This window comes from Vibrio sp. 05-20-BW147 (assembly GCF_013369385.1).
In the GTDB taxonomy this organism is placed as follows: Bacteria; Pseudomonadota; Gammaproteobacteria; order Enterobacterales; family Vibrionaceae; genus Vibrio; species Vibrio floridensis.
Window position 1 is genome coordinate 232,606 of the sequence record NZ_SZTO01000001.1, and the last position, 22,249, is coordinate 254,854.

Genomic DNA, 22,249 nt, shown 5'->3' on the forward strand with positions numbered 1-22,249 from the left:
AATGCTTTGAGCATACCGTTGAGTATAGGCTAGGTTAACGGGGGCGGTAACTAGGGCGCAGAAAAATGACTACCGTTTGAGACGCAAATCAGCCTCCTTGAGTGGAGGCTGATTAGAGGGGCATGATTCGTCTACAAAAAGATGTCGTCTTAACGCACGTGATTTGGATGAGTGAAAAACACGGGTACTTATTGGTTTAGTTCCCCACTAGGCGTAATGCGCGGTGAGCGTTATCCAGTTTTTCTGACGACTCATCAGATCCGCTTTGATCTGCTTATAACGAATCTTTAGCAACGCTATTTCATAGGTTTTAAAGGCTTTCTGCTTTTTACTATCAAGTAATTGTTTTTTGGTATCGTAGTAGTCTTTCATGGTGACCACTAAGCTATCAAACTCGGTTTGCAAGTGTTGTTTCAATGTTTCTTGGTCAGCTCGATGGCCAATATTGCTTAGCGCATTTTTAAGACGTGTAGCGGCTCTTGCTTTATCAATTTTAATTTGGGGAGTTAAACGCAGATTGCCCGTTAAGCCAATCCACGAACAGGCTTTTATCAGCCATTTTGTTGGGTCGTATTGCCACCAGTAAATACCATTACGGTAGTCATTTTCAAAAATGTGGTGAAAGTTGTGGTAGCCCTCACCAAAGGTTAGCACCGCCAAAAAGCCATTGTCTCTAGCGCTGTTTTTATCGGTGAAAGTTTGTTTTCCCCAAATATGAGCTAGAGAGTTGATGAAGAATGTTGAGTGGTGACTTAGTGTTAACCGCAACGCACCAACCACTAGTAGCATGCCGATGATGTCTTGATAATACCAGCCAAGCACAAGAGGGATGCCTAAGTTCGTCGCGATAGCGAGAGGGATATAGTATTTGTGCTGCCACATCACCACCTTGTCTTTCTGTAGATCACGGCAGTTATTGTAGTCATTGTACGTGTCATGATTATAGTCGCGAAGCATCCAGCCAATGTGGGAAAACCAAAATCCACGGCTCGCTGAATAAGGGTCTTTGTCGTGATGATCGACAAACTTATGGTGCATGCGGTGATCGGATGACCAATGCAGAGCACTATTTTGTAGCGAAAACGCGCCACCGATGGCGTAGATTACTCGCAGAATCCCTTTCGCTTGGTAGGTCTTGTGACTCCAAAGACGATGGTATCCGGCGGTGATGGAAAGGTTGGTAAAACTAAATGTGATCAAAAGCCAAATAAGGTGCTCGGTTCCATAACCATGTTGCCATCCATACCATGGGGTCACCAAAAGAGCGAGAAACAGAGACAGGCCAAAAATGGTTATGTTTAACCAGATCAGAGGGGGGGTAGATTGTTGCAAAGTACACCTCGTTTAAGCTAACAACTGTACGCTAGAATATCCAGCGTACAGTTGTAAGTCAAACTTATAAACAAATATGTGAATGGAATGTTTCCCTTTTTAGGTGCAATAAGTGTAGTATTAACTTCCACAATATATGCAGATTGGTAGCGATAAGGACTTTTAAATGGATTTTAAAGTGGCGAATTATTGCGATTTTGAGCGGGTGTCTCTGCTCCAAGCAAATAGTCTTAAGTCACATTATGGTGGCATCTTGAGTGATCAATACCTGGCAAATGAGGTGTCCGCCGAGAAGTTGTTACTATGGCAGACTCGCTTAACAAACCCGCCTTTTGGACAGCATATCGTCCTCGCTGAAGAAGGAGGGTTATTGCTTGGCTTCATTTGCGCATTTGGCAATCATGATTTTGAGTTGGGTACGTATATTGACTCTTTGTATGTAGATGATGCTTTCCAGCATCGTGGGATAGGAAGGCAGTTACTTAAACAAATAGCAGAATGGCATCAGCATTATTTCAGTGACAAAGGTCTTTACTTGCAAGTGAGCGAATCCAACACCGAAGCAATTGATTTTTATCTACATATGGGCGGAAAAGTCGCTGATATCAGGAAAAGAGAAGATCTCTCGGGAGAAATTGTCGTGGAGAAAGTCATTACATGGCCAAATGCGGACGCGTTAACGACCGGGCTTGCCGTTGCTTTTGTGCATAGCTGAGAGGACATTGCACCAATAAAAAAGGGATGCTCTTTCAGCATCCCTTCTCATAATTAACGTTTGTTGCGCAGGTAGCGTTTGCGGCGCTCCTCTTTATTTTTCGCTTTCTCTTCAGCACGACGCTCTGCTTCAAGCTCTACTTCAACTAGCTCTGTCGTTATCATTTCTGGGCGCTCGAGTGTTATTTGGCCTAAAGTTCCACTACGAAGCTCATGGAGCAAAATTTCACTGGCTTTATGAATATCGACTCGTCCTCCGGCTCTTAATGCCCCACGACGTTGGCCTATTTCTTCCATAAGTTCAACATCCGTTTCCGGTAGTTGTTCGATTTGATAACGTTCTTTCAGCTTGTCTGGATAGTGCTTTGCTAAGTACTCCACCGTGTAAAAGGCCACTTCATCATATTCCATAGCCGTGTCTTTCACTGCTCCCGTTGCCGCCAAACGAAAACCACTGTGTGGGTTTTCTACTTTAGGCCACAAGATTCCAGGAGTATCGGACAACACAATGCCATTTTGCAGATTGATGCGTTGCTGACGACGAGTCACTGCCGGCTGGTTGCCGGTTTGCGCGATTGCTCGACCTGCAAGTGTGTTGATAATAGTGGACTTACCTACGTTAGGAATACCCATAATCATGGTGCGAATATTTTTACCTACCTCTTCACGATGGGGTGCTAACTTACGGCAGAGCTCGAGAATTTTGTGAACTTCTTGGGTTTGAGAGGTGGTGATCGCCATTGCTTTCACGTTTTGTTCTTGCTCAAGGTGCTCGATCCAAAGTTGAGTGAGTTCAGGATCGGCTAAGTCGCGCTTGTTAAGCACCTTAACAACGGGCTTGTCACCACGAATTTTTGAAATCAAAGGGTTTTCGCTACTAAAAGGAATACGTGCATCCAGCACTTCAATGATAACGTCGACTTGTGGAATGGCCTCTTCTATTTCTTTGCGGGCTTTATGCATGTGCCCTGGAAACCATTGAATTGAGTTGTTAACCATTTGAATATTTACCTTTTTTAAATGAAATGTGGCCTTTAATGACAATTAAATTCATTCATCTGAGTACTTAGGCTCGATGGGCCCATAGCCGCTAAGTTTATCATTATATGGAGATAGGATGAAGGGTGAGAAAGAACGCCACTGACGAGTGGCGCTCTTGATGTACAGATAGCTTATGCGTTTTGTGGACGTGGCTTACGACGTTGAGCCGAAGGCTTGCCATTGGCAGGCTTGCTGTTACCAGTTTTCGCGCTGTTTGGTTTGGCGTGACTTGGCTTGCCGTTTGTTTTGCCATTCGCGTTGTTCGCAGGTTTCGAGCCCTTTGTATTTGGTCTCTTACCTTTGTTGGTTGAATCGTTGTTACCTTCTTTTGGTGCAGAAAACTGACGTTTGGCTTTGCCATTGCCACGGTTTTGCCCTTGAGGTTTGTCCGCAGTTTTTGCCTTTTGGCTGCCTTTGCTGCTCGCCTCACTGCCTGCTGCTTCCGCATTAGGTGCTTTCGGTTTCTTTGGCTTCTTCGGTTTTTTCGGCTTAATTGGGCGCGTATCCAGTTTAGATTCTGGTACTGCGTTGGTTGGCGTGTAACCTTCCAGCGCTTTGCGAGGTAGCAGTTCTTGAATTAAACGCTCAATGGCAAACAGTTCAGGCGCTTCGAGCGCACATACTAGAGAAATTGCCTTACCCGTTTCACCCGCGCGGCCAGTACGGCCAATGCGATGTACATAATCTTCCGCCACTTTTGGAAGCTCAAAGTTTACGACTTGAGGAAGCTGAGGAATATCGATACCGCGTGCGGCGATGTCGGTTGCCACCAACACGCGAACTTCGCCTGATTTAAAATCCGCCAACGCTTTGGTACGCGCACCTTGGCTCTTGTTGCCGTGGATAGCGGCAGCAGTCAGGCCTTGATCGGTAAGGAAAGCCGCTAGACGGTTTGCGCCATGCTTGGTACGAGTAAACACCAGTACTTGTTGCCAGTCACCGTCATTAATCAGCTTGGCAAGCATCGCTGGCTTTTTCTTTACGTCTGCTGGGTAGATGCATTGCTCTACGGTGCGAGCCGTTGAGTTGGCTGGGTTAACTGAAATCTCGATAGGGTTGTTCACCAAGCCTTTTGCCAGTTCACGAATTTCGTCAGAAAACGTGGCTGAGAACAGCAGGTTTTGGCGTTTTGCTGGCAACAATGCCAGAATCTTGCGGATATCACGAATGAAACCCATATCCAACATGCGGTCGGCTTCGTCCAGTACCAGCACTTCGAGCTGATCAAACTTCACTGCATTTTGGCTGTACAAGTCCATCAAGCGGCCTGGTGTTGCCACTAATACATCAGCACCTTTACGCAGGCGCAGCATTTGTGGGTTGATTTTCACACCACCAAACACCACCGCACTGTTTAAGTCCAAGTGGCGGCCATACATAAAGACGTTTTCTTGTACTTGCGCGGCTAATTCGCGGGTCGGCGTTAAGATAAGGGCACGAATGTGGTTTGCACGCACACGTGGCCCTTTTGCCAGACGTTCAAGAATAGGCAGCGTGAAGCCCGCAGTTTTACCTGTTCCTGTCTGTGCCGCCGCCATGACATCTTTGCCTTCTAAAATAGCAGGAATGGCCTGCAATTGGATGGGAGAAGGGGTGTCATAGCCTTTTTCCTGAATAGCTTTAAGGATTGGTGCAGACAGACCTAAGGAGGTAAAACCCATGTATGATTCTCTATATTAGTAAAGTCAGGGCCGACGATTTCGCTATCGGCCAAAAGTGCGACATTCTGAGGCTTTTAAGGGGGGACTTCAACCGATAATTCTCCTTTCTCGAAATCCGTCATTTGGGAATCTTTGTGTGATCGATCTCTCTTTTCTGTTTTCGTCTTTAAATTCGTGCTTTACCTCAATTTAACTTGAGGTTTTAGGCTGTTCTTTGTCAGTTAAGTGCAAGGAGCAAAATGATGAAAAGCTATGTAGAACACGCCAACATGTCAGTGGTTGATGCGCAGAAAACCATTCATTTCTTAACCAGTGCGATTCCCGAATGGCGAGTGCGTGGCGGGGGAAAGTTGGACAACTGGTTTGGCCGCGCGATCGAGTGGTTCCATGTTGGCGATGAACACAGTTATATCGCCATCAGCACTGGTGGAGAGGGGGATGCTGCGAATTGGACAACGGCTTTCACGGGGGTAAAGCATATTGGTATCGTGGTACCCAATGTGGATGCGGTGGTCGAACGACTCGCGTTAGCGGGCTACGCTTTAGATCATTGGGGTGGCGATCATCCACATCGCAAGAGCGTTTACTATCTCGAAGATCATGGTTTCCAGTTCGAATTTGTTGAGTACTTTAGTCAAGAAAATGATCTGAAAAACGATTACACGCTATAACTAAAAATAGCAGAAAGGAGAGAAACGTCATGGAGAAGGCGAGGCCAATTCAGTTGCAAGCGATTGATCACATTGTGTTGCGGGTGGTGGATCTACCCAAGATGCTGGCATTTTATTGCGATATTTTAGGTTGTGTTGTTGAGCGTGAAGTGGCCGAGTTTGGTTTAACTCAGTTGCGAGCAGGCAGTGCACTGATTGATCTGGTTACGGTGGACAGCAAGCTCGGGCGACAAGGCGGCAAAGCTCCCGAGCAAGAAGGGCGAAATCTGGATCACTTCTGTTTGCAAATTACCCCTAAAGATGAGCAAGAGATTCTCGATTTTCTCATTCAACACGGGGTGATGGTGGAAGCTTTCGCCAATCGTTATGGCGCGCAGGGGTTTGGCCGTTCCATTTACCTCTCCGATCCTGAGGGCAATACGGTTGAGCTAAAACCTGAGAATTTTGATTGATGCTTACAACAAAAAACTGTCTCCACATGGGAGACAGTTTCAAAAAAATAATGTTTAAAAAGTCTTACGAAATAAAGACATACAATATAAATTGTTATGCTTGTTCAGGCGTTAGAGTTTTTTTTTCCTGTTGCATTTTCGCTAGGAAGTAGATGTTCACGCAGGCGATGAAGCCGTTTGTTACCACAACTGGCCATGCGTCAATCATCAGACCGTATGCTGTGAATAGTGCACAACCGATGAAGTTTAAAACGCGTAGACGAACGATATCTTTCATCATTAGCGAAATCGCTACCATGATTGAAGCAGCGTAGCCTAGAATTTCAACCATATTCATTTCCATAATTTGACCCTCTTAAATCTTGCCGAATATGTCGGTACCAATTCTTCTCTTCTTGAGATAAGTGAGGAAGCTCCATGCCTCGAATGGTCTAATTTTGTTTTCGTTAAGTGCACTATATCAATGGAAAATCCGTGATGAAAGCCTCAATTCAAGGTTAAGAGAAGGTTAGCGATTACGCAAACGTTTAGAAAGAAAAACGCAACGTACAGAACTATCAATACGCTCAATAAGAATGGCAGAATTTTGGTGCTACATTATTTCTCCTGCCTATTGAAACGATAGTTGGACAGAGAGATATCGCTCATCTATTATTGCTAACGAGAATTATTATCATCAAGTGTCTTTATATGTCTATTTTGATTGCTGTGTTGTTTTCGCTGTTATTGATCGTAAAAATGAAAGTAGAAAAGGCTTATGCTTTATTGCACATCGTATTGCATGCGGTTTTTCTTATTTTAGCCGGGCATACCTATGCAGTGAGTTATTTGATTGTGATGTTTTTTTCAGCCCCGATTCAGATTGCCATGTGTCATCGTGGGGAGTGCAAAGAAAAAGGGCATAAGTGGTTTTCTTTATTGCCAGCGTTTGTGGTGATCATCGTGGCTTTTCTTTGAACGCTAAAAGGTTGATCGTCTGGGTGTTTGTGCTTCACGGCTTAATTGAGAGTAATTAAGCCGTGAGAAACAGCTGTTTTGAGAGACTGTCGCTTTAGCGAGCCAGTTTGTGGTGCGCGCGAGAAAAATGTCCAGCGGCAAAAGCACCAACAATCGAAAGCTCTCCGGCTAAGCAAAGTGCAGCACAAACTTCAGCCAATGCTCGCGCGTTGCCTTGTCCATACAGTCGTAGAATGTCTAAACAGGCTTTTTGGCTTGGTAGGCCAGTGCCGCCGCCAACGGTTCCGACCATCAGATTTGGTAATGTAACGCTCGCATATAAGTGCCCATCGGCGGTAAGTTCCATCCGGGTAATGCCAATGGCTGATTCAGCCACGCAAGCGGCGTCTTGTCCACAAGCCAAATAGAGTGCCGTTAACGCATTGGCGTAATGGGCATTGACACCAATTCCGCCACTCAATGCTGCACCCGTCGTCGTCATCTGACCGAATTTGACCATTTTTTCAGGCGTAGTGTGCAAGTACTTTTCAACCATCTCGCGGGAAAGGGTCACTTCGGCGATCACTTTTTTCCCACGGACGCTTGTCAGTGTTTTGCTGTTTGCTTTCTTATCCCCGGAGAGATTGCCATCTAGAAAGGCTTCTTTGATGTCGATGGGGCAGGTTTCCAATATTGACTGAAATACGGCGTTGGTCGCGATTGTCACCATATTTTGCCCAGAGGCGTCACCTGTTTGGTATTCAAACATCAAGTAAACATGATTGCCTTCCATGTTGATGTTGATGTCACTGAGCGTACCATGCGAAGTCGTGGATTCGGCGATTTGCTTAAAACGCTCGTAGTGGGTGGTCACCCAAGCGACAAACTGACCCGCGGAGACTAAGTTAGTGAACGCGAATACCGGGGTGCGTGTCACTCCTTCATTCACCAGCATGGCCGTTGCTCCGCCAGCTGCGGTAATAAGATTGGCCCCTCGTGAATAGGAGGCCACCAAAGCGGCCTCTGTCGTAGCAAGGGGGATCAAATAATCATCGCTGGCAAACAGGCCATTGACGCGCAATGGTCCAGCTAACCCAACGGGGACTTTTACCGTACCAACAAAGTGCTCAATGTTCTTCTGATAGAGCGCCATGTGCTCAAGAGTATGTTGATCTAATAATTGGTCTTGAGTGGCATGACAGTTCACCACATCCCAACGCTTCTTTAGAGTTTTATCGCTAATAAAAGGGCTTTTGGGTAAAGTACGTTTTGGTGGGGCGTAATTAGGGTTGAGTTTTTGCTCTATCTGTTGCGCGCTATCTAGACAGCGAAGTGCGGTATGAATATTTTTATTTTGAGTAGTTTTAACGGGCATAAGTCTGTCAGCAAGAAAAAGGAAGCGCCGATTCTACTGAATCAGGAAGAGTAAACAAGGTGGTAAGCGTAACAAATGGTCACACTTGGATATCCAATAGACTACCAATCACATCGTTGTTTCGTTCAATAACGCTCGCACCAATACGGTTATAGCTGTTGGCTTGGCTCAGTTTCATCAAAGCTTCGCTGTGATCTTTGGGTGGTTGAGTGGGTTTTTCTTCAGGTTTGCGGTCAAATTCGACACGATTAAAAGCAAGCTCATCAGAGGTGGGATTTCCGTTTGCTTGGTTCACTTCCAACGCAGCTTCTTCGGCCATCTTACTGGATTGCTGAATGAGTTGATAGCCGGATTGGATGGAGGAAACTGGCATCGATAACCTGCTCATTTGTTAACCTAACGTAAGCATAGTCTTATTTGACAAAGCTGACAACTATGCTACCTGAGAGAAGAGTTAGACGAACAATTTTGCCAGCGCATCTCGCTCTTCAAGGCTTAAAATGTCGTTATTCTTTCTTACTAAAGCAAGTTGAATGTCACCCTGCAAATGTTGAAGTTGTAGCGGAGAGAGTCTTTTTAGCTCTTCGCGAAGTCTCTCAAAGTCAGATTGTTTCATGTTGATCACCGTTTTATAACGCTTCTTCTTGTCACCATCCATAACGAAGCTGTCCATCACATCGACTGAATGATCGCCAATATACGTGTTGAACGCTGTTTTATTGTCCGAAAAATGTCAGGCAGAGGTAAAACAGCAAGGGAAAATAAAACGGGAATGAGGAGGATAGGCAGGTCCAATGACCTGCCTGAGATTTAATCGCTTGGTTGATAGGTCCCAAATAGCCCCACAGTTACAAAACGACGGTTATTGGATGCGAACCGCCAGTTTACTGGCCAGAGAGTGGAGTTCGGGCATCATGCGATAAATGAGATGGAGCTGCTGCAGCACCATTCGCGCGCTTCCTTCATCATCTTCACGCCATTCGCTCAGGCGCTTTTCTAGATCGGCCGCGTTGCTCGTGTCTAGATCACAGTTGTTACAACGGTTGTACAACTGTGACTGTAACGTCTCCAGATGTTGGTGAATCGTTCTGTGTGCATCCAACACCAACTGATGAGTCGATTCGTCGTCTAGGCGAGTGCGATGTGCCCCCAATGCTGAAATATAGCTCAACATGGCGTGATTAAGAGTGAGAAAACGGAAGCTCTCATCGACCGCTGTCTGATACTTCCCTGGCTCGATCAGCATGTTACTGATCGCAGACGAAAGGTTGGCATCGTGGTTATGTGCATTTCTTCGGGCAATACGATAAGCCAGACTATCCTTTTTACCAATTCGATACTGGCCGATGATTTGCAGCAAATATTGCTTGTTGGCATCTATCGCGTCTGACATCACTTTATGCAATCGGCGAGATTGCCAGTCAGGAAGAATAAACACCACTGCGGCAACCGCTAATGCACAGCCAATCAAGGTATCGGCCAAGCGTGGTAGCACAACGGCGTAGCCTTCGCCGAGTTGGTTGAAACAGAACAGTACCAACAGGGTAATAAAACCGGTGGCAAAACCATAATTATTGATTCTAAATGCGAAAAAGAGCACACCAGAAATCACGATAAAAACTAACTGACTTTCTTGAGAAGGAAAGAAAGTCAGTAATGGCACACCAATCAATAAACCTGCAAAGGTTCCGGCAATACGAGCGATCAGTTTTTGTTTAGTCGCACTGTAATTGGGTTGGCAAACAAACAGCGTGGTCAGTAGTATCCAGTATCCACGCTCAATCCCTAAGCCTTGAAGAACGCCATAGCCTGCCGTTAGCGCGATAGCCATTCGGATAGCATGACGAAAGAGCATAGAATCTCTATTGAAGTTGGACTTAATACGCAGAAACATCGCTTTCAAGGTATGCGGGTTTGTATCGTCGAGAAGGTTTTCTTCTAGTTTTTCTGCGTCGGGATTATTGATGTTATTAAACTGCTTTTCGACCGTTGCTAAGTTATTGAAAAGATAATTTAGCTGTCTCAATAAATGTGCCCATTTGGGATTCTTCTGATCTTTGAGGAAAGCGAGCGCATTTTGTAACTCTGCCAAGGCGAGAATGGAATCGGCACTGTGGTTATACTCGTTACCTAATCGCAGCGACTCTGCAATTTCTCGACATGCACTTGCTTGTGATTCCAATAGGTATTTGAAGCGAAAAAGCACGTCAGATCGTTCAAATTCAACCGCAAGATCTTGGTAACGATAGTGGCTGGAACTGACTCGTTCGTGAATATCTTGGGCGATGAAATAGATATTGAGAAAGCGATCACTTGGGCCATCAATATGACCGCGTTTTGAACGAGTCAGCAGGGTCTGTTTACAGTTGTTCAGTGCGTTGACCGTTTGGGCATTAAGGCTTGCTGCCGTGATACGCATTGGCTGAGGTGTCATGTTGGTCACAGGGTGAAACAACTGTGCTTTTGCATCGAGATAGTTAGCCAACTGGCTAAACACATTGGCGAGGCTTTGTTGCACAGGCTGCATCGGCCAGATGATTTGCCAAACCATCGACATGAAATAGTACCAAGCTGCGCCCGATAGTAGTAGTGCTGGTTGAAACCATATATTGGTGCTTTGATGCGCCCCAAGCATGGTGTAAATGGCGATAAGCAAAGAGCCAAAGGCGATACTGGCATACTTGGGACCGAGTGCGCCAAGCATGATAAAACCAAAAGTAGAGACAAATAACCCAATCGCAAATAGCCACGGGGTATGAAACAGAAGTTCGATTGAAAACGCCGCGATAGCAAAACAGAGGAAGGTTAAAAACAGGGCTTTGATCCGTCCACTGAAGCTATCATCACTTTCTGCCAATGCCGCGGCAATAACGCCAAGGATAAGTGGTGTTATTAAGGTGCTCTGGCCAAAGTACCAAGCAGGCACCACGACTCCCAGTAAGGTGAGTAGAATCAGCACACTGTAACTAATGGTTTTATTCGCCCAAAAATGGCGCAGTTTAAAACGTAAGTTCACGGTTTTCCTGTGTAAATTGGCAGAAGTGAATGAAACGGCAGTGTAGCAGAATCCGCCAGCAACAATATGACTTGGACACATAAAAAGTCATGGATGCTTAGTATTTCTCCAGTGTGCGCCGTCTCGACAGGAATAATGGCTACATTTTCCGGCTACAAAATGGTATAAACCTCAAACCCTTGAATCCCTAGCAAGAGAAAGTGTTCGATGTTGCTAACGGCCAACAAAACTGCCCAGTTTTTTATCCAAAAAGAGTACCACCATGTTGAATTGCAGGGACACTCACTGCTGTTGGTTTCTGTCGGCAGTGAGGAACACATTCCATTTACGGTTTGGAACGGAGAGGTAAGCATTCAGCGGGGCCTTTTTTGGGGCTCACTGCAGTTTTTTGCCCATGCCAATGGTCATCGTCAGCAGAGTTGGTTGGTTCAAGGGCTGCCTTGGCCTGAATGTAAACAGTTTGCACGGCACGCCGTGGAACAATACCAACAGTGGCACGATCAGCAATGTCGCCAACTGAGCCAACACCTTCCATTGTGGGAAGAGGAATTGCATCGCTTAGAGTATTTACCTGCCTATTTGCCTCACTCTAAAGTGGATACATGGATTCGCGATGTCCATGCACAGCTTCAAACGATGAACATGACGTTAGACGAAGCGAAACAACGCTTACCCGAGCGTGTTGCAGCTTTGGCAAGTTGGCTGTTGCAAGGGGAAGAGGCTATACAAGCGCGCAATCTAACTTGGTTGGAGCAAGAGCGTCGTAATTGGGAAGTGTTGTTCAACCAAATTGAATCCTCTCCTCTCAATGTTTCTCAACAACATGCCGTACTCCTCAATGATGACCACAATTTGGTTTTAGCAGGGGCAGGTTCAGGTAAAACAAGCGTGCTCACCGCTCGCGTTGCCTATCTTCTACAAAGTCATCAAGCAACGGATGATCAGATGTTACTGCTGGCGTTTGGTCGTGAAGCTGCTCAAGAGTTAAAGCAGCGTTTGGTCGATAAAATCGGCCTTGCGGCGCAAAATGCCCATGTCTCAACGTTTCACCAGCTTGGTCTATCCATTATTAACCAAGTGGAAGCTCGGCCTGTTGAAATCTCACCAGTGGCGTTGGATGACAAGCTACGTCAGGCGTGGTGTGTCGATTGGTTGAAAAAACACTGGATGACCCCAACCAACTTCAAACGTTGGCAAAAACATTTAACCAAATGGCCAATTGCCTACCTCACTGGGGATGATGAGTTGGGCAGCCAATCAGAAAACCCCAAACTGATTGCTTGGCTAGACAGGCAGCTCACTCAATTTGCCTCATTGGGCTTTAGTAAGAAAGAGATCCAAGAGCGATTGGTGGAACTGCCTGACTACACGCGCTTAAACAGCGAGCTGTCTCTGTGTTGGCCTTGCTTCAGCGCATGGCAAAAAATGCTGAAAGAGACCGAGCAGATCGATTTTCCAACCATGATCAGTCGTGCAACGAAATACGTCAAAGAAGGGAAGTTTGTCTCTCCTTGGCGTTTCATTATGGTCGACGAATATCAGGACATTTCACCCGATCGGCTGGCTTTGGTTGAAGCACTCTGCGAGACAACCCATAAGCAGCCTGGCGCATCACTTTTTGCCGTCGGTGACGATTGGCAAGCCATTTATCAGTTTGCTGGGGCGGATGTTGACTTAACTACCGGCTTTCAACAGCGCTTTGAGCACTCAACGGTACATCACCTCGACACGACTTACCGTTTCAACAATATGATTGGCGAAGTGGCCAACCGTTTTATTCAACAAAACCCGAGACAGCTGCGCAAAACGTTAGACAGTTACAAACAGCAGAAGCAAAAGGCGGTGCATACGGCACCAAGCAACTCGGTGGAAAAAATCCTTGATCAGTTGGATAGAAAATCAGACAAGAACAAAACCGTGCTGCTGTTGGGACGCAATCACTATCACAGACCTGATTTGTATGAAGATTGGGTGAAACGCTTCAAAAATCTTACGCTGAACTTTATGACCTGTCATGCCAGTAAAGGCAAAGAAGCGGATTATGTGATCATACTGTGTGTGGATGAAGGGCAGTTCCCGACCAAGAAAAAACAGTTGCACGTAGATGGTGCATTGACGCAATCGTCAGATTCGTTTGCTTACGCTGACGAGCGACGGCTTTTCTACGTTGCACTCACTCGAGCGAAAGAAAAGGTGTGGATCACGCACAGCGGTTCTGGATCAGGTTTTGTGCAAGAACTGCTCGAAAACGATTATCCAGTGGTGAAGCACAATAGCTAAACCCTTCTTTCGAAACAGAGCAACGATAACACATAAATGCCAGCGAGAGCTGGCATTTTTCTATCTACTTTTGAATCTTCCGATCTATTTTTGACGTAAGTTTTTTGTTGTCAAACGATTAGGTACGGGCAGAAAGGTAAGCTTGGTAATCTGGAATTTCGATGGAAACCTCTTGGTTAAGCAGTGAAGATTCAAAAATGAACTTCGCGGTTGCGCGGTTGGTTGCAACTGGAATATTCCAAACACTGGCGATACGAAGAAGGGCTTTTACGTCAGGGTCGTGCGGTACTGAGTTGAGTGGATCCCAGAAAAAAATCAACATGTCGATTTTACCTTCAGAGATCAAGGCGCCTAACTGTTGGTCACCACCCATTGGGCCACTGATCATGCTTTTGATGGCTAGACCTGTTTCACGGCTTAGCATGTGACCAGTTGTCCCTGTGGCATACAAGAAATGGCTCTGTAGTTTCTCTTTGTTTTCTTTTACCCAGCGCAACAATTCAGGTTTGTAGTTATCGTGGGCCACTAGCGCAATGTGCTTATGCGCAGGCATGGTACGAGTTGTTTTTTGCATTCATTCTTTCCGTTATGGTTACCTAACGAGGTTCGTCTTCATTAAGCATAATTTATCGCTGAGATTCAACTGCTTTAACATCAAAAATAGGCCTGTATTCGGATGGCGATAAAGACTCTTCGATAGTTGAGACATTCAGCGTGTCTGGAGTGAGCGGTTGAATGATTGGACTGCTGTGGGTTTCATATTGTTGCTGACGCAAATAGCTCACCGCTTGTTCAACGGATAAACGTCCTTGAAGCACCATTTTATCGGTTGGCGCAAACTCGATTTTGTTGCGCAGTAGACCGCGATAAATCCCATGGCTGAGATAGGTTGAGATCAAGCCTATTTCACCCGTTTTGTTCGCACTTCGCAGTTCGCTGATGGCGGCCTCCATGGCGACCGCACTACCGACTAAATAATCGACATCGGGCATGTCAATCGCCTGTTGTACCAGATTACGCTGCAACTCTTTGTCATTGTCGGCCCAGAAACTTTCGATGATGCGAATGTCGCTCCCTTCAATCGCTTCTCGGAATCCTTTATCAACGGGTTTGGTGCCACCGCTGCTTTTGGGACCAAGCAAAAGAACCACCTTTTTTACCCCTGAGCCTGCGGGATGTTTTTGTGCAAGATATTGACCTGCTTGATGCCCCATCCAGTACCAATCTACACCGACACTGCCTTTAAGGTTTTGGCTCTGCTTCTTGTCCAGAATCAGTTGGTTTACCGTGGCAAAAATGGGGATGTTTCCCGTCCATTTCTGTAGGTTCTCGTTGAAAGCGAGTGGGTCAACCGTGCCCAAAATAATGGCATCGGCGCCCCATTTACTGCACAGCATCAATTGTTGCTGTTGTTTGGTGGTGTTTGGATAACCGCCAGCTTCGAGTACGCGCAAATTCACATTTTCTTTTTGCGCCTCAGAAACCATGCCGTAGTTCACGGAGAGCCAATAAGAGTCTTTTAAATGCGGATAGATGGCGCACAGTTTTTCTGCCGCTTGTACGGTGCCCATCGACAGCAGCGAGAGAGAAACTGGTATAGTTTTGCGCAAACAACGCGAAAAAATGTGCTTAGTCTTTAACATGCGGCAAGGTTCATTGGCATAGATGGAAGATACGTGCAGAATATAGCGTATTCTCCCCGGCGAACCAATGCTGATGTAGCAATGGCCGATAGGTTAGGTTTAGAAACGTATGTTATTAGCAACAGCAAGTATTGGGCGTAAACTTCTGCTTTCGTTCATCGCCATGGCCATGTTGGTGATGTTCTCAGCACTGATTGGTGTGTCAGGCTTTTCCTTTGTCGCAAAAACCGAGCGAAACGTCGTCGATACAGCCATCCCGGCCATGATTGAAGCGCGTCAAGTCTCTGAGCTCAGCTCACGTATCATTGCATCGGTTCAAACCCTCTCCAACGCGAAAAATGAAGACGAACGGAAAATGTCAGGTAAGGAGCTGTTTGCCCAGTTGGAATCGTTGCTCACTCATATTAAAGCCTTAGGGGGCGGAGAGTCATTTGATCCGTTATTGCTTGAGCGTTTGGAGTCTAACGTCCAAGGTGTGATTGATAACTTAGCCGATCTTGGTGTGTCGGTTGAAAAGAAGTTATGGCTGGCTAAAGAGATAGAAAGCAGGGTAGAAGAAATGCGCTTGCTGAGCGAAGAACTGGAGCAGCTTACTCGCACACAAGTTCTGAACACCAGCACGATTGCGGTTGCGAACGTCACTCATATTTATGATTTATTACAAGATGGTAAAACCAAACAAGCCTACCAAGCGTTAGATGCCTTGGTCGAGGTGGATTTAGACCTATCGGAGCGACTACACGAACTTCATCTGTTGGCTTTTAAAATGCTCAATCAGATTGAAGAGGCTCGCACATTGACCAACATTGACCGAATTCAAGATGTGAGAAATGAGTTTGATGCGAATCTGAAGATCATGGTTCGTCGAGTTCAAGCTGTTGAAGATCCGACTCGTTCAGCACAAATGTCACACTTACTCAGCGAACTGGGTAAACGACAAGTGGTATTCAATATTCTTCGCCAGCAGTATCAAAATGAGCTCGAGTCACAACAACTGATGCAGAAAAACTTGGCGCTGTTTTCTGAACTGAACGGCACGGTAAACAAGCTGGTAGATGACTCAAATCAAACCACAACCAATGCGGTCACGGCGTTAACCCAAACGCTCAATCTCGCTCAACTGATCCTAACGGTGATCTCACTGGCAGGTTTAATTGTCGCTATCGTCATTGTTTGGCGAGTGGTGTACGTCTCAGTGGTCAGGCGTTTGACCGAGTACTCTGCGGCATTATTACAAGTCGCCCAGGGTAATCTCGATGTTGAGTTGCACGTTCGCGGTAACGACGAGTTGGCTCATATGGGGCAAGCCATTATTACTGCTAGAAACACGGCTCAAGCGTTAAAAATTGTTGCGGAAGGGGAAGCCAAAGCGAAACGCGAGCTGCAAGAACACAAAGAGCACCTTGAAGAACTCGTGACGGAGCGGACGCGACAGTTGCAGTTGACGAATGAAAAGCTCAATCACGAAGTACTTAATCACGCTAAGGCACGCTCTCAAGCCGAACAAGCTAACAGAGCTAAATCAGCGTTTCTTGCTACGATGAGTCATGAAATCCGCACACCGATGAATGGGGTGCTGGGCACGGCTCAATTGCTGATGGATTCTGGGTTGAACCCTTTACAAAAGCGCTATGCCGACATCATTAACCGCAGTGGTAAGAATCTATTAGCGATTTTGAACGACGTGCTGGATTACTCCAAAATCGAAGCTGGCCATTTGGAGATCCGTGAGTCAGCGTTTGAGTTGCATCAGATGGTGGAAGATACGTTCCAACTGATGCAAAGCAGAGCCGCTGAGAAAAATTTGACCTTTAGCTACCATATTGAGGCGGATGTCTCTAAGTATTGGCGTGGCGACGTTACTCGAATTAGCCAAGTATTGAACAACCTTGTGGGAAATGCGATCAAGTTTACCCCTCAAGGATCGGTGGATATTTATGTCTGTCTCGATGCCAATGATGAGCGCAGGGTTAGTTTTGAAGTCGCTGATACGGGCATCGGTGTTGCAGTTGAAGAGCAAGCCACGCTCTTTGATGCGTTCACTCAGGCCAGCGGCGGGCAACAGTCTGTAGGTGGTACAGGACTGGGTTTAGCGATAAGCCGACGCATCATACAGGCCATGGGTGGGGATATGGACATGGATTCGCAAGAGGGGGAGGGAAGTCGTTTTTGGTTCTCAGTGCCGCTAACTCGGTGTGACGCCATCGAACCAATCGTCGATACGCAATGGTCACAATGCCGCAAAGCCAAAATCCTATTGGTTGAAGACAATGCCGTGAATCGAATTGTTGCTGAAGGTTTTTTAAAGAGCCTGGGACACAGCGTTGTCATGGCCGAAGATGGCGCGGATGCAGAAACGTTGTTTGAACCCAACGGTTTCGATCTTGCGCTTGTGGACATTAACTTGCCTGATTGTAATGGCACTGAGTTGATACATCGTCTAAAGAAACTCGAGGGGGATTTCGCGAGAAAAACGCCTATGGTTGCCGTTTCTGCTCATGTATTTAACGAAGAAGTCGAAAGTTATCTCGCGTCTGGCTTTGATGGTTTCCTTGCAAAACCGCTAGAGAGGGATGCTCTAGAAGTGCTTATCCAAAAAATGTTGGAAGGTAGGGAACGGGTCGTGAATGATGATGGTGTTGACGATGACGCTCTGGCCAAATGTAACGACGGCAAAACAGCTCTGCCATTAGATAGTGCATTAGAGGAGGCTGCTGAGATTATCGATCCCAACGTGGTGCTTGCGGATATGCAAGTGCTTGGGCCACGCAAGATGCGTGAAATTGTGGAACTGTTTAACAGTAGTTCCCAAGAGATCTTGCAACAATTGCAAGAAGAATCGCAAGCAGGCAATGAGGCGAAAGTTAGAAGCTTAGCGCATAAGCTAAAAGGAAGTGCGGGCAGTTTAGGGCTAACCGCATTGATGATGCTCTGTCGCGACATTGAAATCGATCCGTTATCGAACAATCGCTATCTTCAGCTGAAAAGTCAGCTTGATGATTGTGTAAAACAAAGTGCTATGGTGCTGACTACGCTTGTTTCACGCGGTGTCCAATAAGTTTAGAAGAACACGGCTTATCCACGGCGTTGTTTTACATCCACCGTTTTTTAGTCTGGTCGGTAAGATAAGGTAAATAGCGTGCCTTGCTTTAAGTTCTAACAAGCTTGGCGATGATGAGAGCAGTGGAAGGCTGGTGACAATCATTGTCACCAGCCCACGTTTCTAGCGTCGGGTGATTAGCCCAGATAGCGAGATTTCAAGTGCTGCATAAAATGCGTTTGGTTAAGGACTTCACCAGTGGCTTGCTTTACTAACTCATCCGTTGTTAAGAGGCTACCTTTGCTCCAAATGTTAGTAGACAACCACGTGAAAATCGGCGTGAGATCGCCCGATCCTATAGCTTGTTCTACATCCACTGTTTGCTTCATGGCTGCCATAAACTGCGCGGCGTACATTGCACCTAAGGTATAACTTGGGAAGTAGCCGAAAGAGCCATCGGTCCAATGGATATCCTGCATACAACCATTTTTATAGTTACCTTCAGTCGATAGTCCGAGATAGGACTTCATTTTCTCGTTCCAAAGCTCAGGCACGTCGGTGTGCTTAATTGCGCCATTCATCAAATCGCGTTCAATTTCATAGCGTAGAATCACGTGCGCTGGATAGGTCAGTTCATCGGCATCGACACGAATGAAGCCTTTCTCGATATGAGTATAAATTTTGGCCAAGTTCTCTGCTCGGAACTCATCACCTTGAAAATGGTTTGCTGCCAAACGCGATAAATGATCAACAAACGGCTGGCTGCGACCCAGTTGCATTTCAAAAAACAGGGATTGAGACTCATGAATACCCATTGAACGAGCTTGGCCCGCTGGGTTCCCAGAAAATGCCTTTGGCAATCCTTGCTCATAACGTGCATGGCCAGTTTCATGAACAATCCCCATGAGTGATTGAACAAACTCTTTTTCGTCATAACGAGTGGTAATTCGCACATCTGTCGGTACACCGCCACAGAAAGGGTGAACACTCTCATCGAGCCGGCCATGTTCAAAGTCAAACTGAAGCAGCTTCATGACTTCTAGGCCAAGTGCTTTCTGCTTTTCTGCTGGATAGTGACCCGTTGGCAGCTGAGTGTTGTTTGATTTTTGCTTTTCAATGGCTTCATCAATCAATGATGGTAGCCACGTTTTTACATCGGAAAACAGAACGTCAAGAGAAGCGGAACTTGTGCCAGGTTCGTAGATGTCGAGCATGGCATCATAAGGAGAGCTCCCCGCCGCATCTGCACGAATTTGAGCTTCTTCTTGCGATAGTTTAACCACGTCAGCCCAGTTTTTCTCAAAACCTTGCCAATCGTTATTGCCCCTTTGCGTGCGCCATGCGTGTTCACATTTTGAACCCGCTAGTGATTGTGCTTGCACCAAAGATTCGGGTAAGAGTGTCGCCTGTTGCCAGCTGCGCTTCATTTCACGTAAAACAGCGCTTTGTTCGTTCGATAGCGACTCTAGAGAAGCCTGTTCGAACAGGTCGCCCAATTGTGGCTGGGTCATCAGTGAATGAATATGTACTGACAGTTCTGCCATTGCATTTGAGCGGGCTTCTGCACCCCCGGATGGCATGACTGCGGCTTGATCCCAGCTGACAATGGCACTTAGGTGTTCAAAGTGGGAGACTTTTTGGGAATGTTCGAGGAGTTTTTGAAATGCGCTCATGTGACGTCTCTTTATGATTGTTCTATCCATATCTCCTTCATGCACTAGGCACATAGTGCTTAACAATGAAGGTTCCAAATTGCGCTTTAGTGCTGCACATAAAGCGAAAGATGCATTGTCCCTAATTCATCGGATTTGTACAACTCGGAAACGTTTCCTTCGAGTACTACTTGCACAGAGCGAACTTTAAGAGTATTGATGTTCACACTTTCAACGTCATTACAACGATATATGGATATTTTAAACTTCGAAGCTTTCTTAATCGCGATTACAATTTTGACTCTGACGCCGGGATTAGACACTGCATTGGTGATTCGCAACACCAGCCGAGGGGGGCTTAATGATGGATGTGTCACCAGCCTAGGCATTTGTACAGGTTTGTTTGTGCACGCGTTGTTTTCTGCAATCGGCATTTCGGCCATTCTTGCTCAATCCGCAGAGCTTTTTCAACTGGTGAAAATGGTCGGTGCTGTTTACCTGATTTGGTTGGGGTTAAGCAGTTTGAAAGCTTTGTTTAAAAGTAATAACGGGATGTCTGTCAACGAGAGCCTAAGTAAACCATTTAATGCTAAGCGCTCGCTTCGTGAAGGTTTTCTATCGAATGTGCTGAACCCAAAAACAGCGGTGTTTTATTTGGCTTTTTTACCCCAGTTCGTAAACCCTGAAGGGTCGCCGATTGTTCAATCAATGACCATGGCAGGTATTCATTTTGTGATTGCAATGGTTTGGCAATGTGGCTTAGCGGGGGCGCTCAACTCGGCAAAAAATTTACTTAAAAATGCGAGATTTATGAAGTGGATGGAGGGAGCAACAGGTGCGGTGCTCGTTGTATTGGGCGTTAAACTCCTGGCCGAAAAGCCAATGTGAGTCAACAGCTTGATTACTGTTGAAGACACATAATGGCGACGGTGGTGCTCTTACATGAGTGTCTCTAGTCAGTGTTCCGCAAACACGATTTTAGCTTATAACAAAGGGAGCAGCTTGCTCCCTTCGTTATTAAGCGGAGAGATTATTGTGTTGGTTGTTGCAACTCTTGGTACTCAAAACTTGGGATGGTTACTTCGACACGACGGTTTTTCGCACGGCCTTCTGCCGTCTTGTTAGTCGCGACGGGCTGAGATTCACCTGCGCCAACAACCGTTAGTTGTTCCAGTTTGACTCCCCGTGAGACCAAGTAGTCAGCGACAGCTTGAGCACGCTGCTCAGAAATTCTTTGATTTACCTTTTCTGAGCCCGTTGAATCTGTGTGACCGACGATGTTCGCTTGTGCGTCAGGGAACTTAAGCAATGCTTCCGCCAACGGGTCTAAGGCCTGTTTGCCACTAGGAGATAACGTACTGCTACCCGTGGCGAAAAGCTCTTGGTTGAACTGCTGGTTAGAGAACTTACTCACCCATTCCGGTTTCGGTTCAGGTTTTGCCTCTTCGACTAAAAGGATCGGCTCTGCCACCACGGGTTCTGATTGCACTTCTTCAGTCGCCCTTGGTTCAACAGCGGTTTCTTTTGCCGCAGCGGCAGTGGCAGCAGCAGAACTTGCACCCCCAAATAGATAAGTAATACCAATAGCAAAGAAGTTGGCATCCATATCTTGCACAATCTCATCAGACATATCTTGATAGCGTTGGTATTCTGCTCGTGCTTTAAAGCTTTCTGTTAGCGCATATTCGATACCAAGAGAGCCGGTAGGGACAAGGTCTTTGTCTTCACCATAAAGCATATAGGCTGCGCCAAGTTTAACAAATGCATCTAACTTGTCATTGATGGGTAGATTGATTTTTGGAGCCAAGGTGAAAGCCGCCAGTTTTCCTTCGGAGAAATAGCCATTGGAGAAATTTGCTTCATATTCTCCAAGCATATCGATGCCTAACTCGGCAGAAATGATCTTATTAAAGTCATAACCATAGTAAACGCCAAAACCAAGGGACTCATCGTCACACGGAGAGTCCAAATAGCATGCATCATCTAGGTTAGCGTAGCCAATTTTACCGCCAAAATAGAGATCTGACCAAGCCGCATGCGCAGCCCCCGTAAACAAACCACTGCTAGCGAGCACCGTGGAAAGGGTGATGGCTAATTTTTTCATATATTTCCCTTACTGTTTAAGGCTAAATAATTCCTTTATTGTCCTAATGGAGAACGCTTGGAATGCAGTGCTTAGCTCAGTTGACCTAACTATGCATTCAACAGGTTTATACTAGCACTGAAAGATTAACCAAGCAGTGATGTTAAAAGATTGATTTAATATTTGAGTGATTACGTGATCGTTTACACAAAGTGTTTGAGCAAAATGACGGGGAGTGTTTTATTTTTGCTAACTAAAATTGAGTGATTTAAGGTGATGTTGCTCAGTGGAGCTACGTTGATGAGTAAACGTAGCTGCTTAGGTCTTAGAATTGGTATTCGGCTTCATTATAA

The 22,249-nt window shown here is 46.0% G+C and carries 19 protein-coding genes; 7 read left to right on the forward strand and 12 right to left on the reverse strand.

Going from position 1 to position 22,249, the window contains the following annotated elements:
- Positions 1-207: 207 nt before the first annotated feature.
- On the reverse strand, positions 208-1,332 hold the full coding sequence (locus tag FC652_RS01040) for a fatty acid desaturase (RefSeq protein ID WP_176297139.1): 1,125 nt from the start codon (positions 1,330-1,332) through the stop codon (positions 208-210).
- A 166-nt stretch (positions 1,333-1,498) separates the two neighbouring features.
- On the opposite strand from FC652_RS01040, the gene FC652_RS01045 reads away from it, so the two are divergent.
- Entirely contained in the window at positions 1,499-2,047 is a 549-nt protein-coding gene (locus tag FC652_RS01045; RefSeq protein WP_176297140.1) for a GNAT family N-acetyltransferase, read from the forward strand.
- Between the two features lie 53 nt (positions 2,048-2,100).
- On the opposite strand, the gene ylqF is transcribed toward FC652_RS01045, so the two are convergent.
- Together ylqF and FC652_RS01055 are read right to left on the reverse strand one after the other, a co-directional pair.
- Complete coding sequence (ylqF, locus tag FC652_RS01050; RefSeq protein WP_176297141.1) at positions 2,101-3,045, reverse strand: ribosome biogenesis GTPase YlqF; 945 nt, start codon at positions 3,043-3,045, stop codon at positions 2,101-2,103.
- A gap of 173 nt (positions 3,046-3,218) precedes the next feature.
- Positions 3,219-4,748, reverse strand: a complete 1,530-nt coding sequence (locus FC652_RS01055; protein WP_176297142.1) for a DEAD/DEAH box helicase — start codon at positions 4,746-4,748, stop codon at positions 3,219-3,221.
- Positions 4,749-4,990: 242 nt separating this feature from the next.
- Between FC652_RS01055 and FC652_RS01060 the strand changes: the two genes are divergently transcribed.
- Positions 4,991-5,419, forward strand: coding sequence for a VOC family protein (locus FC652_RS01060; RefSeq protein WP_045622767.1), 429 nt, complete (start codon positions 4,991-4,993; stop codon positions 5,417-5,419).
- Between the two features lie 29 nt (positions 5,420-5,448).
- Positions 5,449-5,871 carry a VOC family protein gene (locus FC652_RS01065; RefSeq protein WP_176297143.1) on the forward strand — a complete coding sequence of 141 codons (423 nt, stop codon included), beginning with the start codon at positions 5,449-5,451 and terminating at the stop codon, positions 5,869-5,871.
- A 94-nt stretch (positions 5,872-5,965) separates the two neighbouring features.
- On the opposite strand, the gene FC652_RS01070 is transcribed toward FC652_RS01065, so the two are convergent.
- The gene (locus FC652_RS01070; protein WP_176297144.1) at positions 5,966-6,214 is read right to left on the reverse strand and encodes a YgjV family protein; all 249 of its coding nucleotides are present in this window, start codon (positions 6,212-6,214) and stop codon (positions 5,966-5,968) included.
- Positions 6,215-6,561: 347 nt separating this feature from the next.
- On the opposite strand from FC652_RS01070, the gene FC652_RS01075 reads away from it, so the two are divergent.
- Positions 6,562-6,828 (forward strand): hypothetical protein, encoded by a 267-nt coding sequence (locus tag FC652_RS01075; RefSeq protein ID WP_176297145.1) that lies wholly within the window; start codon positions 6,562-6,564, stop codon positions 6,826-6,828.
- A gap of 94 nt (positions 6,829-6,922) precedes the next feature.
- Here the strand turns inward: FC652_RS01075 and FC652_RS01080 are convergent, their stop codons facing one another.
- The 4 genes from FC652_RS01080 to yccS form a co-directional block, all read right to left on the reverse strand.
- The gene (locus tag FC652_RS01080) at positions 6,923-8,182 is read right to left on the reverse strand and encodes a hydroxymethylglutaryl-CoA reductase (RefSeq protein ID WP_176297146.1); all 1,260 of its coding nucleotides are present in this window, start codon (positions 8,180-8,182) and stop codon (positions 6,923-6,925) included.
- A gap of 79 nt (positions 8,183-8,261) precedes the next feature.
- Positions 8,262-8,555 (reverse strand): hypothetical protein, encoded by a 294-nt coding sequence (locus FC652_RS01085; RefSeq protein WP_176297196.1) that lies wholly within the window; start codon positions 8,553-8,555, stop codon positions 8,262-8,264.
- 81 nt (positions 8,556-8,636) lie between these two features.
- A complete protein-coding gene (locus FC652_RS01090) occupies positions 8,637-8,798 on the reverse strand; it encodes a hypothetical protein (RefSeq protein ID WP_255199112.1) in 162 nt (53 codons plus the stop codon).
- A 246-nt stretch (positions 8,799-9,044) separates the two neighbouring features.
- Entirely contained in the window at positions 9,045-11,198 is a 2,154-nt protein-coding gene (yccS, locus tag FC652_RS01095) for a YccS family putative transporter (protein WP_176297147.1), read from the reverse strand.
- 207 nt (positions 11,199-11,405) lie between these two features.
- Between yccS and helD the strand changes: the two genes are divergently transcribed.
- Positions 11,406-13,478: a DNA helicase IV gene (helD, locus tag FC652_RS01100; RefSeq protein WP_176297148.1), complete on the forward strand. Its 2,073-nt coding sequence runs from the start codon at positions 11,406-11,408 to the stop codon at positions 13,476-13,478.
- 118 nt (positions 13,479-13,596) lie between these two features.
- Here the strand turns inward: helD and FC652_RS01105 are convergent, their stop codons facing one another.
- Positions 13,597-14,052 (reverse strand): methylglyoxal synthase, encoded by a 456-nt coding sequence (locus FC652_RS01105; protein ID WP_176297149.1) that lies wholly within the window; start codon positions 14,050-14,052, stop codon positions 13,597-13,599.
- Between the two features lie 52 nt (positions 14,053-14,104).
- Positions 14,105-15,121 carry a TMAO reductase system periplasmic protein TorT gene (gene torT / locus FC652_RS01110; RefSeq protein WP_176297150.1) on the reverse strand — a complete coding sequence of 339 codons (1,017 nt, stop codon included), beginning with the start codon at positions 15,119-15,121 and terminating at the stop codon, positions 14,105-14,107.
- 109 nt (positions 15,122-15,230) lie between these two features.
- On the opposite strand from torT, the gene torS reads away from it, so the two are divergent.
- A complete protein-coding gene (torS, locus tag FC652_RS01115) occupies positions 15,231-18,179 on the forward strand; it encodes a TMAO reductase system sensor histidine kinase/response regulator TorS (protein WP_176297151.1) in 2,949 nt (982 codons plus the stop codon).
- Between the two features lie 179 nt (positions 18,180-18,358).
- Here torS and FC652_RS01120 read toward each other — a convergent pair whose 3' ends face one another.
- Positions 18,359-19,834: a carboxypeptidase M32 gene (locus FC652_RS01120; RefSeq protein WP_176297152.1), complete on the reverse strand. Its 1,476-nt coding sequence runs from the start codon at positions 19,832-19,834 to the stop codon at positions 18,359-18,361.
- Positions 19,835-20,065: 231 nt separating this feature from the next.
- Here FC652_RS01120 and FC652_RS01125 point away from each other — a divergent pair, with 231 nt between their 5' ends.
- A complete protein-coding gene (locus FC652_RS01125) occupies positions 20,066-20,701 on the forward strand; it encodes a LysE family translocator (protein WP_176297198.1) in 636 nt (211 codons plus the stop codon).
- Positions 20,702-20,843: 142 nt separating this feature from the next.
- Here the strand turns inward: FC652_RS01125 and FC652_RS01130 are convergent, their stop codons facing one another.
- Positions 20,844-21,917 (reverse strand): OmpA family protein, encoded by a 1,074-nt coding sequence (locus FC652_RS01130; protein WP_176297153.1) that lies wholly within the window; start codon positions 21,915-21,917, stop codon positions 20,844-20,846.
- Positions 21,918-22,249 lie beyond the last annotated feature (332 nt).

What these genes read in the sequence shown, in the direction of transcription:
- FC652_RS01045 (WP_176297140.1), top strand. Translation starts at nt 1,499, where the DNA reads ATGGATTTTAAAGTGGCGAATTATTGCGATTTTGAGCGGGTGTCTCTG.
- ylqF (WP_176297141.1), bottom strand. Translation starts at nt 3,045, where the DNA reads ATGGTTAACAACTCAATTCAATGGTTTCCAGGGCACATGCATAAAGCC.
- FC652_RS01070 (WP_176297144.1), bottom strand. Translation starts at nt 6,214, where the DNA reads ATGGAAATGAATATGGTTGAAATTCTAGGCTACGCTGCTTCAATCATG.
- FC652_RS01065 (WP_176297143.1), top strand. Translation starts at nt 5,449, where the DNA reads ATGGAGAAGGCGAGGCCAATTCAGTTGCAAGCGATTGATCACATTGTG.
- helD (WP_176297148.1), top strand. Translation starts at nt 11,406, where the DNA reads ATGTTGCTAACGGCCAACAAAACTGCCCAGTTTTTTATCCAAAAAGAG.
- FC652_RS01125 (WP_176297198.1), top strand. Translation starts at nt 20,066, where the DNA reads ATGGATATTTTAAACTTCGAAGCTTTCTTAATCGCGATTACAATTTTG.
- FC652_RS01060 (WP_045622767.1), top strand. Translation starts at nt 4,991, where the DNA reads ATGAAAAGCTATGTAGAACACGCCAACATGTCAGTGGTTGATGCGCAG.
- torT (WP_176297150.1), bottom strand. Translation starts at nt 15,121, where the DNA reads ATGTTAAAGACTAAGCACATTTTTTCGCGTTGTTTGCGCAAAACTATA.
- torS (WP_176297151.1), top strand. Translation starts at nt 15,231, where the DNA reads ATGTTATTAGCAACAGCAAGTATTGGGCGTAAACTTCTGCTTTCGTTC.
- FC652_RS01080 (WP_176297146.1), bottom strand. Translation starts at nt 8,182, where the DNA reads ATGCCCGTTAAAACTACTCAAAATAAAAATATTCATACCGCACTTCGC.
- FC652_RS01090 (WP_255199112.1), bottom strand. Translation starts at nt 8,798, where the DNA reads ATGAAACAATCTGACTTTGAGAGACTTCGCGAAGAGCTAAAAAGACTC.
- FC652_RS01105 (WP_176297149.1), bottom strand. Translation starts at nt 14,052, where the DNA reads ATGCAAAAAACAACTCGTACCATGCCTGCGCATAAGCACATTGCGCTA.
- FC652_RS01120 (WP_176297152.1), bottom strand. Translation starts at nt 19,834, where the DNA reads ATGAGCGCATTTCAAAAACTCCTCGAACATTCCCAAAAAGTCTCCCAC.
- FC652_RS01130 (WP_176297153.1), bottom strand. Translation starts at nt 21,917, where the DNA reads ATGAAAAAATTAGCCATCACCCTTTCCACGGTGCTCGCTAGCAGTGGT.
- FC652_RS01055 (WP_176297142.1), bottom strand. Translation starts at nt 4,748, where the DNA reads ATGGGTTTTACCTCCTTAGGTCTGTCTGCACCAATCCTTAAAGCTATT.
- FC652_RS01085 (WP_176297196.1), bottom strand. Translation starts at nt 8,555, where the DNA reads ATGCCAGTTTCCTCCATCCAATCCGGCTATCAACTCATTCAGCAATCC.
- FC652_RS01075 (WP_176297145.1), top strand. Translation starts at nt 6,562, where the DNA reads ATGTCTATTTTGATTGCTGTGTTGTTTTCGCTGTTATTGATCGTAAAA.